Source organism: Acinetobacter sp. ANC 4636 (assembly GCF_054454555.1).
Map to the genome: position 1 here is coordinate 47,638 of NZ_JBTKVD010000009.1, position 14,757 is coordinate 62,394.

At 39.2% G+C, this 14,757-nt stretch carries 12 protein-coding genes; 4 read left to right on the forward strand and 8 right to left on the reverse strand.

Annotation, left to right across the window (positions count from 1 at the left end; translation table 11 throughout):
• Positions 1–76: 76 nt before the first annotated feature.
• A complete protein-coding gene (locus ACX1N5_RS10805) occupies positions 77–940 on the reverse strand; it encodes a transporter (RefSeq protein WP_458802077.1) in 864 nt (287 codons plus the stop codon).
• A 1,147-nt stretch (positions 941–2,087) separates the two neighbouring features.
• On the opposite strand from ACX1N5_RS10805, the gene ACX1N5_RS10810 reads away from it, so the two are divergent.
• On the forward strand, positions 2,088–3,467 hold the full coding sequence (locus ACX1N5_RS10810; protein ID WP_458802075.1) for an L-serine ammonia-lyase: 1,380 nt from the start codon (positions 2,088–2,090) through the stop codon (positions 3,465–3,467).
• 140 nt (positions 3,468–3,607) lie between these two features.
• Here the strand turns inward: ACX1N5_RS10810 and ACX1N5_RS10815 are convergent, their stop codons facing one another.
• The 7 genes from ACX1N5_RS10815 to ACX1N5_RS10845 all read right to left on the reverse strand — a co-directional run bounded on the left by ACX1N5_RS10815 (position 3,608) and on the right by ACX1N5_RS10845 (position 11,561).
• Positions 3,608–3,751, reverse strand: a complete 144-nt coding sequence (locus ACX1N5_RS10815; RefSeq protein ID WP_004752043.1) for a zinc ribbon-containing protein — start codon at positions 3,749–3,751, stop codon at positions 3,608–3,610.
• Between the two features lie 320 nt (positions 3,752–4,071).
• On the reverse strand, positions 4,072–5,631 hold the full coding sequence (locus ACX1N5_RS10820) for a DUF4365 domain-containing protein (protein WP_458802073.1): 1,560 nt from the start codon (positions 5,629–5,631) through the stop codon (positions 4,072–4,074).
• Positions 5,632–5,717: 86 nt separating this feature from the next.
• Positions 5,718–8,318: a Fe/S-dependent 2-methylisocitrate dehydratase AcnD gene (gene acnD / locus ACX1N5_RS10825; RefSeq protein ID WP_458802071.1), complete on the reverse strand. Its 2,601-nt coding sequence runs from the start codon at positions 8,316–8,318 to the stop codon at positions 5,718–5,720.
• Positions 8,315–9,475: a bifunctional 2-methylcitrate synthase/citrate synthase gene (prpC, locus tag ACX1N5_RS10830; protein ID WP_004752034.1), complete on the reverse strand. Its 1,161-nt coding sequence runs from the start codon at positions 9,473–9,475 to the stop codon at positions 8,315–8,317. The genes acnD and prpC overlap by 4 nt, the downstream gene beginning before the upstream one ends.
• Before the next feature lie 66 nt (positions 9,476–9,541).
• On the reverse strand, positions 9,542–10,426 hold the full coding sequence (gene prpB, locus ACX1N5_RS10835) for a methylisocitrate lyase (RefSeq protein WP_458802069.1): 885 nt from the start codon (positions 10,424–10,426) through the stop codon (positions 9,542–9,544).
• Positions 10,419–11,120 (reverse strand): GntR family transcriptional regulator, encoded by a 702-nt coding sequence (locus ACX1N5_RS10840; RefSeq protein WP_004752031.1) that lies wholly within the window; start codon positions 11,118–11,120, stop codon positions 10,419–10,421. The genes prpB and ACX1N5_RS10840 overlap by 8 nt, the downstream gene beginning before the upstream one ends.
• Before the next feature lie 246 nt (positions 11,121–11,366).
• Entirely contained in the window at positions 11,367–11,561 is a 195-nt protein-coding gene (locus ACX1N5_RS10845) for a hypothetical protein (protein WP_131381527.1), read from the reverse strand.
• Between the two features lie 876 nt (positions 11,562–12,437).
• Between ACX1N5_RS10845 and ACX1N5_RS10850 the strand changes: the two genes are divergently transcribed.
• The 3 genes from ACX1N5_RS10850 to recA all read left to right on the forward strand — a co-directional run bounded on the left by ACX1N5_RS10850 (position 12,438) and on the right by recA (position 14,741).
• On the forward strand, positions 12,438–13,127 hold the full coding sequence (locus tag ACX1N5_RS10850) for an HAD-IA family hydrolase (RefSeq protein ID WP_458802066.1): 690 nt from the start codon (positions 12,438–12,440) through the stop codon (positions 13,125–13,127).
• Entirely contained in the window at positions 13,111–13,554 is a 444-nt protein-coding gene (locus ACX1N5_RS10855; RefSeq protein WP_458802065.1) for an RNA-binding S4 domain-containing protein, read from the forward strand. Before ACX1N5_RS10850 ends, ACX1N5_RS10855 begins: the two co-directional genes overlap by 17 nt.
• Positions 13,555–13,697: 143 nt before the next feature.
• Positions 13,698–14,741: a recombinase RecA gene (gene recA / locus ACX1N5_RS10860; RefSeq protein WP_004752024.1), complete on the forward strand. Its 1,044-nt coding sequence runs from the start codon at positions 13,698–13,700 to the stop codon at positions 14,739–14,741.
• Positions 14,742–14,757 lie beyond the last annotated feature (16 nt).

The window sequence follows — 14,757 nt, forward strand, 5'->3', positions numbered from 1 at the left end:
TTTCTTTAGCATTCCATATTTGATGAGAATTTACACTAAATATGAAATGCCATTTTTACTTAGGCTAAATTACTTTTTAAAACGCCTTCAAGAAGCGTAAATTAATACGATTGTCTTCTTTAAAACCATTTTCAACTTTTAGATCACATCCATAGGCAACAATAACTTGCGTAGTTGGTGTTGGGTTAATTCCAGTACCCACCCAAAATTTGGTTTGCTGTGTTCCGTTGGTTGTCACACCTGCCTGCTTGGTATCACCCGCATCGCTATAAGAAAGACCTGCACGTAAATCGACTTTATCATTCAGGAAGTAACGCGCATTGGTTTGTACCTGATAGCCGATATCCTGCTTAATGTCACCGCCGATTGCATCGGTGTTTTTACCATAAATAGTCATGTCCGCAGATACATCCCACGCCAGTTTTGGCGTCAAACGTGTGGTATAAGCTGCCTGTATATTCAACTTGTAACGATTTTCCCCAAGATTAAGTGCTTTGTCTGAAGAATATTGACCCGTTGGCAAAAACAAATACGGCGTAATACCAAAAGTGCTGTGTGTGCTGGCATTGTTATAAAAAAAGAATGTATTGGCTAAAATAATATCCCCCAAGCCACTACTTGAGCCTAGATCTGAAATATCTTTACCTGCATCCAAACGCCCGAAAGGAATCAAAATTTGTGGTGCAACATGAATCCCTGCAATATCAGTGTAATGCACATAACGAGCAATACCCACATCGGAAGTCAGGCTATAGTTTCCTGGAACTTTATCACTACCACTATATAAAGCATCTCGGGTAGCATGCTGATAATACAAAATTGCGAGGTTTGTACCTGTTGGAGCATAGTCATAATCCCCCGCGTCTAAATCGACCGCATAGGCATGGCTCAAACTTAAATAAACAGCAATAGCAACTGCGCTATTTGTTAAAAACTTCATATTCTAATCCTTTGAATACCAAAAATAAAAAGCAGATCGTTGTCGTTTTTTTAAACAAGAAATCCTGCCGTTTTCTAATCTACTGTTTTTGTTATTAAAAAAAAGCCATGCGATAGTCGTAATGACTTTATTGCTTTTATACGATCCGAGTATCAAATTTTATGATGGTATCATTTAGAATAAATTATAATAATAGATTGTTTCTTGATCATTTATTAGATTGGCTACAAATTAGACGAATTTCCCAATTTTTTGCATATTTTAAAGTCGTAGAATTTGCTTTTTTGCCCAAACTTTTTTGTAACTGAGCCACTGTTTTGTGGTTTTAGATATGCAGATGTCATGATGATCTGAGCATAGACAGGCTCAATATTCAGAATTTTAGCGGTGTTTAGATATTTAGGACGATGAGAGAAACAGAGATGTAAGAGATGAGATATTTAGAATTGCGAATTGATGAAGAAAAATAAGCGATAGAAAATTTATTAGAATGTGAGAATTTTTTAGGGTGTCAAGGGAAAACACTATGGTTTACTTCAACAATCATGACTTGGTAAATGATGACCTTATGCCTATAAACTCTTGATTTATAGCGTCCTAAGCCGAATCGAGACCTTTTGGGTGAGTACACACTTGCGTTATACGCTTCGGTGCATGCTACTCTTTTCGATCCCCATCACACCCTTGAAATATAGTTTAGTCAGATCATGATGGGATTGTTTTTCTAAGATAAACGCATTTTTGGATTTTTTGAAAAAATTTACCGAAAAATAAAATATTTTAAGAAATTATTCCTATATAAGAAAAATTAATCTTCATTTCATTGCATATTTCAGTCTAATTTATCATTTTTTTACCACTACTATTATCTAAATTTTATAAAACACACTCTGCTTAGGAAGCCAATTGAGCAAAACAAACTCAGTTTGAAGATCAGCGTAACAACCTAGCTCCAGAATCCCCAAGACCCTACAAGATTAAGAATATTTTCTTTACACAGTTCAAAGTTTATACACTGCAAAATCTTTATCTAAGATAAATAGAATATTCATATTTATGCTATAGATTTCACATCACAATCATGCTAACAATCTATTTTTAAAGTTAATTTTCTCTCCCCAATTTTAAGCCAGCAAGGACGTAATATATGGCGCTTAGTGTATTTGATTTATTTAAAATTGGCGTAGGACCATCGAGCTCACATACGGTTGGACCTATGCGGGCAGCATATAGCTTTAGTCAATATCTCGAAAAGCACCATCTTTTAACCTCGGTTTCAAAGATCAGCATTCATCTTTATGGGTCATTGTCCTCGACAGGGATTGGCCACAATACCGACAAAGCAACTTTACTGGGTTTAATGGGTTTTGATCCTGAAAGCATTGATACCCAACAGAGCGATGGTTTATTAAAAACAGCATTAGCACAAAAAACTCTGATCATAAACGGGACTCACCCTGTCGCTTTTGACTATATGACCGATGTGATGTTTACCGATGAGCCTTTAGCCTACCATCCCAACGCCATGACCTTAGAAGCCAATGACGATCAAGGTAATGTGCTCTACAAAAATACCTATTATTCAGTTGGTGGCGGTTTTATTGTCGATGAAAGCCATATCCAGCAAGGTTCATTGGTCGCAGATGACACCCAGATTCCGTATCCGTTTAGTAGTGCCAAAGAACTTTTAGCCCTATGCAAGCAGCACAACTTGAGTGTCGGTCAACTCATGCTGGAAAATGAAAAAAGCTGGCGTAGCGAAGCTGAAATTCAGGCAAAAATTATGAACATTTGGCAGGTCATGCAAGAGTGCATTCAAAATGGTCTGCAAAATGAAGGCATTCTGCCTGGTGGGTTAAATATCAAACGCCGTGCTAAAAAGATTCATCAACAGTTATTGCAAAAGAAAAACTCTAATTTAATCGATACGACATTTACAGCCATGGAATGGGTCAATTTATTTGCACTGGCAGTCAATGAAGAAAATGCCGCAGGCGGTCGCGTGGTGACTGCACCAACCAATGGCGCGGCAGGGATTATTCCTGCTGTTTTATATTATTACGTCACTTTTTCACAAGATTTGTCCGAAGAAAAAATTGTCCGTTTTTTCTTGAGCGCGACAGCGGTGGGTATTTTATGTAAGTTAAAAGCATCAATCTCAGGCGCTGAAGTCGGTTGTCAGGGTGAAGTCGGTTCAGCGTGTTCAATGGCATCTGCGGGTTTGACCGAAATTTTAGGTGGTACGCCAGATCAGGTTGAACATGCGGCTGAAATTGGACTGGAGCATAATTTGGGACTCACCTGCGACCCTGTGGGTGGATTGGTACAAGTTCCATGTATTGAACGAAATGCAATTGCAGCGGTGAAAGCGATTAATGCTGCACAGATGGCATTGCATGATGAAGATGAACATTTTATTTCACTCGATAAAGTGATTCAGACCATGAAAGAAACAGGCAAAGATATGTCAGATAAATATAAGGAAACATCAAAAGGTGGTTTAGCAGTCAATTCGATTGAGTGTTAATAGTTTCATGCTTCATCTGTAAGTTGACACTTAAGCTTCAAAAACTTAACTATTATTGGCGCATACACAAATGTAAAAAGCCCTATCACGCGATAGGGCTTTTTAAAAAACAGAGAGTAGCTGTTTTTATATGTGCAGCCTTAAGCAATTTTATTGTTAAATTTATTGCCAAGGCATTTGGTACACTGGGGTAAACGGTCTGTACCAATTTCTAAGTAAACGCGATGTCCGCATTGGACACAAAAATAGAAGCCTGTTCCAGGTTGAGAGCCAGCAGTTACCATCTTTGTTCTCCATAGATTTTAGAAATGGTGTTCAAAGTATAGACAAAATGAGTGGCTTGTCTACATACTATTTTAAATTAAAATGACCGTATAATCTAAAAAAATACTAAATTAATAAATTTGAACAACTAAAGCTTGCTTGCGTTAGACAATTCTTCTTACTTTTAATGCACTTATGCGTAAAAAACTATTTTTCTTGGTCGACAGAAATTTGATGCTGTGTTTTTGTTATAAGATGAAAGTCTTAAATTTTGATACAAATAAGCCCCGTGAGGTTGGGGCTGTGATTTAAGAGGATAGATAGTTGGTTATGATTACAATTAGCCCCAACTATAGATAACATTATATTTATCTTCATATTTCGAACTTATATCATTTATTGACTTAAATAAATCTTTTTTCAGTACACTTGTATCATCTGTATTTGATATATAAATAAAAGTTTTTTCTATTACTGATTCAACACTTTCAATTCTAAATTTATACTTCGATGTTCCCTTTATTTCTCCAAATATTGTATAAATCATCCCCAAAGTATGGCTACCTAGTCGACATGTAATTACAGCAATAAAAGCTGCCTTATTAAAAGTTAATCTCTTTTTCAATTCAAATTCAGCCATAAAATTACATTGATCAGACTTAGTAATTAATGTATGAAACTGCTCTATTTCTTGCTTATAAGAATATAATTCCTGTATAGAAATAGTTATTTCTTCATAGATCTTTGCTTGAAAACATATTTGCAATGCTTTACTTAACAATTCATCAAAAACCTCTAAATCTCTTTTTACATACTCACTTTTAAAATCAAAGGCCAAGGTATTTAAATTTTCCACCTCTAATTCAATAATAATCTTCTGATTATCCCTACTCATCATACTTATTAAATTAATAGCATCTTTTAATATTTTTAATTCAAATCTTCTATTTTTATCACCTAAATTAAAATTATAATTAGCTTTCCCTACATATGGCTGAAAAATAATATCAAATAAGTCATTAACAACTCTGAATTTCGAAAACTTCCTAAATTCATTAAAACTTAAGGGTGAATTATAAAAATTTATATCAAAAGCCAAACCACTTGATAAATTATCTTCCTTAAATCGAATTTTACCTCTTTTAGGAGGTAACATATCCAGACTCAATTTTGCATAAGGTAATTCAACTTGGGATTTTTTATCTGGAATACCAAATCGTTTTTCAATACTTATAAGATTTTTTGCATTAAATTCCTTCTCTAGCCCCAATGAAACATCAATAATTTTCTGAATACCATCTTCACCTTCAATAGAGAATTTCATCGTTATAGATCCATCTTCAAAACCACAGTTTTGTAAGTATTTATTTTTATTAAATATATATTCTGAATAATTTTTACCTATATATTTCAATATAGTTTTTTTAAGATTATCACCGTCTAATTTTTCAAGCTTATGTTGTTCATTATAAAAAAGAGTCATTTTCCTTTTATTTAAATTTTTATCTTTTTCACTTTCACTCTGCTCTATTTCATGAATTTTTTTAAGAATTTTAAAAATCAGATCATTATCTATATGCAAAATAAATGCATTTTGCACTTCATTTTTTCCACCAAATTCTAAAAAAACATAGAATGTGGGCATTTGTGCTGTTGCCATTCTTCTAAGATTAGAAATAGTTATTGGAAGTTTTCTATCTTGTTTATCAGTTGCTTTAACTTGAACCTTACATTCAAAAGCTGATTTATGTAATTCATTAGTGGTTATACTTGAAGATATTGGGAATTCAACATAGTAATCCCATCCTGTTTTATCAATAGCTGAGCCGTTAGCAATCAATCCAACCTGAGCACACCACATTGCAAATGTACTTTCTCCTAGTTGCCCCAAATCTCTCATGTACCCTCGATGCAAAATAAAAAACCCCACTTCACAGTAGGGCTTTTTTTAAACAATATCAATAAACTTTAACTAAGACTTGGCAATCAGGCTGCCTGACCTTCACCTTCCAAAAAGTCCTGTGCAAAACGCTGCAATACACCGCCCGCTTCATACACATGCACTTCTTCTTCAGTATCCAGACGACAGGTCACAGGCACTTCAACGATTTCACCGTTAATACGCTCAATCACCAAAGTCACAGTCGCACGCGGCGCAATATTACCAATCACGCTATACATTTCAGTACCATCAAGCGCTAAAGTCTTGCGAGTTGTGCCTGCCTTAAACTGCAATGGCAACACGCCCATCCCAATCAGGTTAGTACGGTGAATACGCTCAAAACCTTCAGCAACAATCGCTTCCACACCTGCCAGACGCACCCCTTTGGCTGCCCAGTCACGGCTAGAGCCCTGACCATAATCCTCACCAGCAATAATGATGAGTGGCTGTTTGCGGTTCATGTAAGTTTCAATCGCTTCCCACATGCGCATAACCTTACCATCAGGCTCAACACGGGCAAGAGAACCTTGTTTCACTGAGCCATCTTCATTAAGCACCATTTCATTAAACAGTTTCGGATTGGCTAAAGTCGCGCGCTGTGCAGTGAGGTGATCTCCGCGGTGGGTTGCATAAGAGTTGAAATCTTCCTCTGGTACACCCATTTTCGCCAAATACTCACCTGCTGCCGATTTTTTCACAATCGCATTCGATGGAGATAAATGATCGGTGGTGATGTTGTCAGGCAAAATTGCCAACGGACGCATATGAGTCAAAGTGCGCGGTGCAGCCAAAGCCCCTTCCCAATACGGTGGACGGCGAATATAGGTACTTTGCGCACGCCAGTCATACAGCGGGCTTTTCGCCTGTTCAATTTCGCCTAGGTCAAACATTGGAATATAGACTTTACGGAACTGTTCAGGTTTTACCGATTCTTTGACTAAAGCATCGATTTCAGCATCACTTGGCCAAATGTCTTTCAGATAAATCGGGTTGCCGTCTTTGTCTGTACCCAAAGCATCTTTTTCAATGTCAAAGCGAATCGTTCCTGCAATCGCATATGCAACAACCAACGGTGGCGATGCCAAGAACGCCTGTTTTGCATACGGATGAATACGGCCATCGAAATTACGGTTACCTGAAAGCACTGCTGTAGCGTACAAATCACGGTCAATAATTTCTCGTTGAATAACAGGATCTAATGCACCTGACATGCCGTTACAGGTCGTACACGCATATGCCACGATCCCGAAACCGAGTTTTTCAAGGTCATGCAACACGCCTGCTTCTTCCAAATACAACGCAGCCGCTTTTGAACCAGGAGCAAAAGAAGATTTCACCCACGGTTTACGGGTTAGACCCAATTCATTGGCTTTACGTGCCAACAAACCAGCAGCAACTGTATTTCGAGGATTCGAGGTGTTGGTACATGAGGTAATCGCAGCAATGATAATTGCACCATCTGGCATTAAACCATCGGTACGATGCTCAACCACACCTGCAATGCCTTTTTCTTTCAAATCGCTCGTAGACACACGCGCATGCGGGTTAGATGGGCCTGCAATATTACGGGTCACTTTAGACAAGTCGAAGCGTAAAACGCGTGGATATTCAGCTTGTTTTAGGCTGCTTGACCATAAACCTACTTGTTTCGCGTAGGTTTCGACCAACTCGACTTGTGCATCTTCACGACCAGTCAGACGTAAATAATCTATCGTGTTCTGGTCAATATAGAACATTGCCGCAGTTGCGCCATATTCAGGCGTCATATTGGAAATGGTGGCACGGTCACCAACAGACATACTGTCCGCACCTTCACCAAAGAATTCCAGATATGCACCAACTACACGCTCTTTACGCAAAAACTCAGTAAGTGCCAAAACGATATCGGTTGCAGTAATGCCTGCTTGACGCTGACCAACAAACTCTACCCCAATAATGTCAGGCAGACGCATCCAAGAAGCGCGACCAAGCATGACATTTTCAGCTTCTAAGCCACCGACACCCACCGAAATCACACCTAAAGCATCGGTATGTGGCGTATGCGAATCTGTCCCGACACAGGTATCTGGAAATGCCACGCCATCACGCACTTGGATCACAGGCGACATTTTTTCCAGATTGATCTGGTGCATGATGCCGTTGCCCGCAGGAATTACATCGACATTTTTAAAGGCAGTTTTTGTCCACTCAATAAAGTGAAAACGGTCTTCGTTACGGCGATCTTCGACTGCACGGTTTTTAGCAAACGCATCAGGGTCGAAACCACCATATTCCACTGCCAAAGAGTGATCGACAATTAACTGGGTTGGTACGACAGGGTTAACTTTAGAGGGATCACCGCCTTTATCGGCAATCGCATCACGTAGACCTGCAAGGTCAACCAGTGCCGTTTGTCCTAAAATGTCATGACACACGACACGTGCAGGAAACCACGGAAAGTCCAGTTCCTGTTTGCCTTGTATAATCTGGAGCAAATAATCTTTGATTTTTTCAGGTTCAGCGCAGCGCACAATATTTTCAACATGTACACGGCTGATATACGGCAGTTTTGCCCAAGCACCTGCTTGCAGGTCTTCAACTGCCTGTACCACATCAAAATAATCTAAGTTGCTATTGGGCAACTTTTTACGGTACTGGGTGTTCATGCATCACGCTCCGCAAGTGGCACAAATTTAAGGTTCTCTGGACCTGTATAATGTGCGCTTGGTCGAATAATCTTGCCATCTTGGCGTTGTTCAATCACATGTGCCGACCAGCCTGCTGTACGTGCAATTACAAACAATGGCGTAAACATTGCTGTTGGCACACCCATAAGGTGATAGCTCACTGCACTAAACCAGTCAAGGTTCGGGAACATGTTTTTAACTTCTTTCATCACGGCTTCCAAACGCTCCGCGATCAAATACATTTTTTTGTTCTGCTGTACATCGGCAAGTTCAGAAGCGATTTTCTTGATCACGTCATTACGCGGGTCAGCGATGGTATAAACTGGATGTCCGAAACCAATCACCACTTCCTTGTTTTCGACACGCTTACGAATATCGGCTTCAGCTTCATCAGCAGTGTTGTAACGCTGTTGAATCACAAATGCAACTTCGTTCGCGCCACCGTGTTTTGGTCCACGCAATGCACCAATCGCCCCTGCAATGCTTGAATACATGTCTGAACCTGTACCCGAAATCACGCGTGAGGTAAATGTTGACGCGTTAAATTCATGCTCAGCATACAAAATCAAAGATGTATGCATCGCTTGAATCCATTGTTCACACGGTTTTTCACCATGCAACAAATGCAGGAAGTGCGCACCAATCGAGTCATCGTCAGTTTCAACTTCTATGCGTTTTCCATTATGGCTAAAGTGATACCAATACAGCAACATTGAACCCAAACTTGCCATCAACTTGTCAGCAATATCACGTGCACCTGCATAGTTATGGTCATCATGTTCTGGCGTTAAGCAGCCCAAAACCGAAACACCTGTACGCATTACATCCATTGGGTGAGCAGACGGTGGTAGTTGTTCCAATGCAGTCTTTAAGCTTGCTGGCAAACCACGCAGTGATTTAAGCTTGGCTTTATAAGCACTTAACTCTGCTGTATTGGGTAATTTTCCATGTACCAACAAATACGCCACTTCTTCAAACTGGCAATGTACTGCCAAATCAAGAATGTCGTAACCACGGTAATGTAGGTCATTACCACTGCGTCCTACGGTACATAGCGCCGTGCTCCCAGCGACTTGACCGCTAAGCGCAACTGATTTTTTTGGTTTGAATTCTGTTTTTTCAACTTGTGTATTCATGACAGTTTCCTTTTGTCTATTCCATATTATTGTCAAAATGATTGGGATGGCTCAGCCGTTAGATGCTTATTTATTTTTAACGAATGAGGCATCTAAATACTGTTCAAACTGATGGTAGTTAATACGGTCATACAATTCTTGACGAGTCTGCATGGTATCGACCACATTTTTTTGTGTGCCTTCTTTACGCAAGGTCTGGTAAACATTTTCCGCAGCTTTATTCATGGCACGGAATGCTGACAGTGGATACAAGGCAATACTAACGTCGGCAGAAGCCAGTTCTTCAGTGGTAAATAGCGGCGTAGAACCAAATTCGGTAATGTTGGCTAAAATTGGCACATGCACGGCATCGGCAAACTGTTTGTACATCGACAATTCAGTAATGGCTTCAGGAAACAGCATGTCTGCACCTGCTTCAATATAAGCACCTGCACGATCAATTGCCGCTTGTAAACCTTCCACTGCCAAGGCATCAGTACGCGCCATAATCACAAATTTGTCGTCACCACGAGCATCGACTGCGGCTTTAATGCGATCTACCATTTCTTGTTGAGAAACAATGGCTTTGTTTGGACGATGTCCACAGCGTTTTGCTCCAACCTGATCTTCAATATGCATGGCTGCTGCGCCAAACTTAATTAAAGACTTGGTTGTACGCGCAATATTAAATGCTGATGCACCAAAACCTGTATCGGCATCGACCAATAGCGGTAAGTCGCATACGTCAGTAATACGACGCACATCAGTCAAAACATCGTCGAGGTTACTAATGCCTAAATCAGGCAAACCTAATGAGCCTGCGGCAACCCCACCTCCTGATAAATAGATGGCTTTATAGCCTGCTCGTTTTGCCAGTAAAGCGTGGTTAGCGTTAATGGTTCCGACAACCTGTAACGGTTTTTCAGCCGCGACGGCATCACGGAAACGCTGACCCGCAGATAAATTAGACATGTGATTCTCCTTGTGCTTGGATCCAGTTGGATTCAATATTTTTATAAGATGCAGCGATATGTCGTCGCATCAGTAATTCGGCAAGTTCGGCATCGCCATCGGCAATTGCATCTAAAATGCGAATATGTTCGTTAAATGCCTGATGCGGACGATTGGGGGTTTTTGAAAATTGAATGCGATACATTCGAATCAGGTGGTATAGCTCATCACAGAGCATTTTTTCCAAGGTTTTATTGCAACTGGTTTTGATAATGCAATAGTGAAAATCATCTTCACCTTCTTGTAAAAAATAGCCCTTACCTGCTTTAAAAGCATCATCTTCGGCATGGCGCTTTAAAATGTCTCGTAAAATCAGGATTTGTTTTTTATCGATATGTTGTGCTGCCAAACGACAAGCCAACCCCTCAAGGCTTTCTCGAATCTGATACAGCTCATAAAGCTGCTGATGAGACAATGACACCACACGCGCACCTACATGTGCCGTGCGTTCTACCAGTTTTTGCCCTTCCAGACGATGAATGGCTTCACGCAATGGCCCACGGCTAATGCCATAAACACGTGCCAGTTCAGGCTCAGAAATCTTACTCCCTGCGGGAAGATCACCGCAGATAATGGCAGACTGGATTTTATAAAAAATCTGATCTGTAAGCGTTTGATATACTTTTGCTGTATTATTTTCGAGCAAATTCTGCATAGTGTTGACAATTCTTATCAAAGATCACTGAATGATGCTTATTTTTTAGCAAAAATCAAACTATTGTCAACAATATAAATTTTATCTACGACTAATGTGCTATAAAACACGATTTTTTCTTATTTTATTCAATCTAAAAACCAAGATTGTCGACAATCTGTTTTACATTAAAAGAAACGGTCACAATAAAAAACCCCTTATCTCACTCAAAGATAAGGGGTTGGAAATATTCAATATTGAGCTGTTCTAAATTTTTACCCAAGTCACATTTTCATCGGTCTTGCGTACAGAAAATGAAAATTCATCATCAGCTCGAACAAGATAAGCATCGTGTGCCTCATGAATCACTTTTAAAAGTGTTCCTTCATTATAAAGTTTTGGTTCATAGCCTTGTTTTTCATGTTTGATGGGCCGGATCAATTCAATTAGTATCTTATTCATGTTAAAAACCTCGAAAACAACTTTAAATAATAGTATACAAATCATTCATTTTTTAAAATTTAAATTTAGTTATTTAACGTAAAAATCATATTTTTATGCTCTAAATCAACTCAAGACCTCATGTAGAGTGTTTTAGACATTTAAGAAAAAACAACATATATCTCATAATTTAACTCTTAAAAAATAATTTTAAAAACAAAATCATACAAAATAATCAGCATAGGCTAAAGTAAATCGGCACAAACCCAACTCACGATTTTTTTTGGAAAAGATCGGATCACCTATATAAAATGATCAATATCTTTATAAAACAAAGAAAAGTAGTGAGTATATCAACGATGATAAAAGTGATTTGATATAAGGCTCACACATATAAATATTTCTTAAATTTAACAATTCAGATTTTCTTTCGCCTCACTAGAATTTCTTTTATTATCAGCTCATTTAACACCCTTCTATGCAAGAAAATCATGATGAAAATCTGGTTAACTTGGCATTTAAAAATTTGATTTCTGGCATTTTTGAAGATTGCTGATAGCCCCCAATCAATCTCAAGGCAAGTTGTACGATTGCATTGCAATCAATGCCCAAAGTCAATATAAATCTATCAACCAGCTTGTATTTATCTTAATCTTTACTGCAATGCATTTTTAATCAAACTGCCCTGAATGTCATATTAATTTTGTCATAATGAAATGATATATAATTTGAATTCAGGTATATATTTGTTTAAATACACATACATAACCTTTGGAACATGAAATTCTTAGTTGAATTTTGAGCGTTAAAATTGAAAATAATTTTCTTATGATTCAAACAGCTAAAGGTATTTTTATGGCGAGTTACTGAATTTTGAAATATTTTGAGGATCACTCAATGACTGAAACAGTCTTCATGTTTGACATGGATGGCACTTTACTGGATTTAGCTTTTGACCAATTTATCTGGAATGAGCATTTACCACAGCATTATGCGACACAACACCAATGCTCTCTAGAAGAAAGCCAAACACAGCTATATGAATTTTATGAGCAGCATCAGCATACGCTCAACTGGTATTCATCCAAATTCTGGTCTGAAGTGGTCGGCAGTGACGTTATGCAATTACAGCATCAGTTTCGCCATAAGATTCAGCCACGATCTGGTTGCCATGACCTGCTTAAAGCCTTAAAACAGCATCAGCAAAAATGCTGGATTGTGACCAATGCCGATTGCTCAAGCCTTGCGCTTAAAATGCAAATGACAGGACTAAGTGAATATTTTCAACATATTATCAGTAGTGAAAGTATCGGTTTTCCAAAAGAGCATCCTGAATTTTGGTCAACTCTACAACAACAGTACCCTTTCACACCAGAGCATGCTGTATTTATTGATGATACCGTTCGCGTCCTCGACAGCGCTAAACGCTTTGGAATTCAACATCTGTATAGCATTGCTCAACCCTCTAGTCTTGAGCCCGCACGAGAGAGTGCTACACTAGGTTATCCAGTCATTCAACACCTGCCTGATTTACTGGATTTGTTTTCATTAAATGCATACAAGGATATCCATGACAAAACAGCATGAAACTGCTCCTGCTGACAGCATGCGTATTGACAAATGGCTTTGGGTCGCACGCTTTTTTAAAACCCGTTCTTTAGCCAAAGCTGCCATTGAAGGTGGTAAAGTTCATCATCAAGGCGAACGCGTCAAAGTTTCCAAAGAAATCAGAGCTGGTATGGAACTCACCATTCAACAAGGCTTTGACAAAAAAACCGTTGTCGTTCTTGCTCTTTCTGGAACACGCGGCTCTGCACCAATTGCACAACAACTCTATGAAGAGACAGTTGTGAGTGTTGCTCGTCGGGAACTGATTACCGCCCAGCGAAAAATGAATAACTTAGCAAGACCAGATCATCGCCCCAACAAAAAAGATCGGCGGCAAATTGGTAAATTTAAACAAGAAAATGATCAACATTATGATGAATACTGGTCATATCAGGATGGTGCCTAGCACGACATACCATGTCGCGGCATCGTAATTTAACATAGAAAATGCAGATTATTTCTGTCACTATGCACCCTGTGGAAACGAGATTGATGAAAGACATCCACTTTGAGTATATAGTGACATTTACATCGTTTTGAGGTTGTAAGATGGATGAGAATAAAAGTAAAGCGCTCAATGCAGCTTTAAGCCAAATTGAAAAACAGTTCGGTAAAAACACTGTAATGCGCCTTGGTGACAACACCGTACAGGCAGTAGAAGCGATTTCAACAGGTTCACTAACTTTAGATATTGCACTAGGCATTGGCGGTTTACCTAAAGGGCGTATTGTCGAGATTTACGGACCAGAATCTTCTGGTAAAACCACCATGACCTTGCAAGCGATTGCACAATGTCAACGTGTAGGTGGCACTTGTGCCTTTATTGATGCCGAACATGCACTTGATCCGCAATATGCCCGTAAGCTTGGGGTAGATATTGACAATCTTTTGGTTTCTCAACCTGACAATGGCGAACAGGCCCTTGAAATTGCAGATATGCTGGTTCGTTCAGGCGCAATCGACCTTATCGTCGTCGACTCCGTTGCTGCACTTACACCACGTGCTGAAATTGAAGGCGAAATGGGCGACTCTCACATGGGCTTACAGGCACGTTTGATGAGCCAAGCCTTGCGTAAAATCACAGGTAATGCCAAACGCTCAAACTGCATGGTGATTTTCATTAACCAGATTCGTATGAAGATTGGGGTCATGTTTGGTAGCCCAGAAACCACAACAGGTGGTAATGCGCTAAAATTCTACGCCTCTATACGTTTAGACATTCGCCGTATTGGTCAGGTCAAAGAAGGTGACGAGATTATTGGTTCTGAAACCAAAGTCAAAGTCGTCAAAAACAAAATGGCGCCTCCATTTAAAGAAGCATTGTTCCAGATTTTATATGGTAAAGGCGTGAACCAGCTTGGCGAACTCATTGACCTTGCCGTGCAACAAGAAATCATTCAAAAAGCAGGCGCTTGGTATTCTTATCAAGGCAATAAAATTGGTCAGGGTAAAAATAACGTGATCCGTTATTTGGAAGAAAATACTGCAATTGCTCAAGAAGTTGAACGTATAATTCGCGAGCAGTTACTGACGACTTCTAATGCACCTGCAAGTCAGGACACTGAAGAACCAGCAGAACTTTTAGAAAGCTAATTCACCAGACAATAGA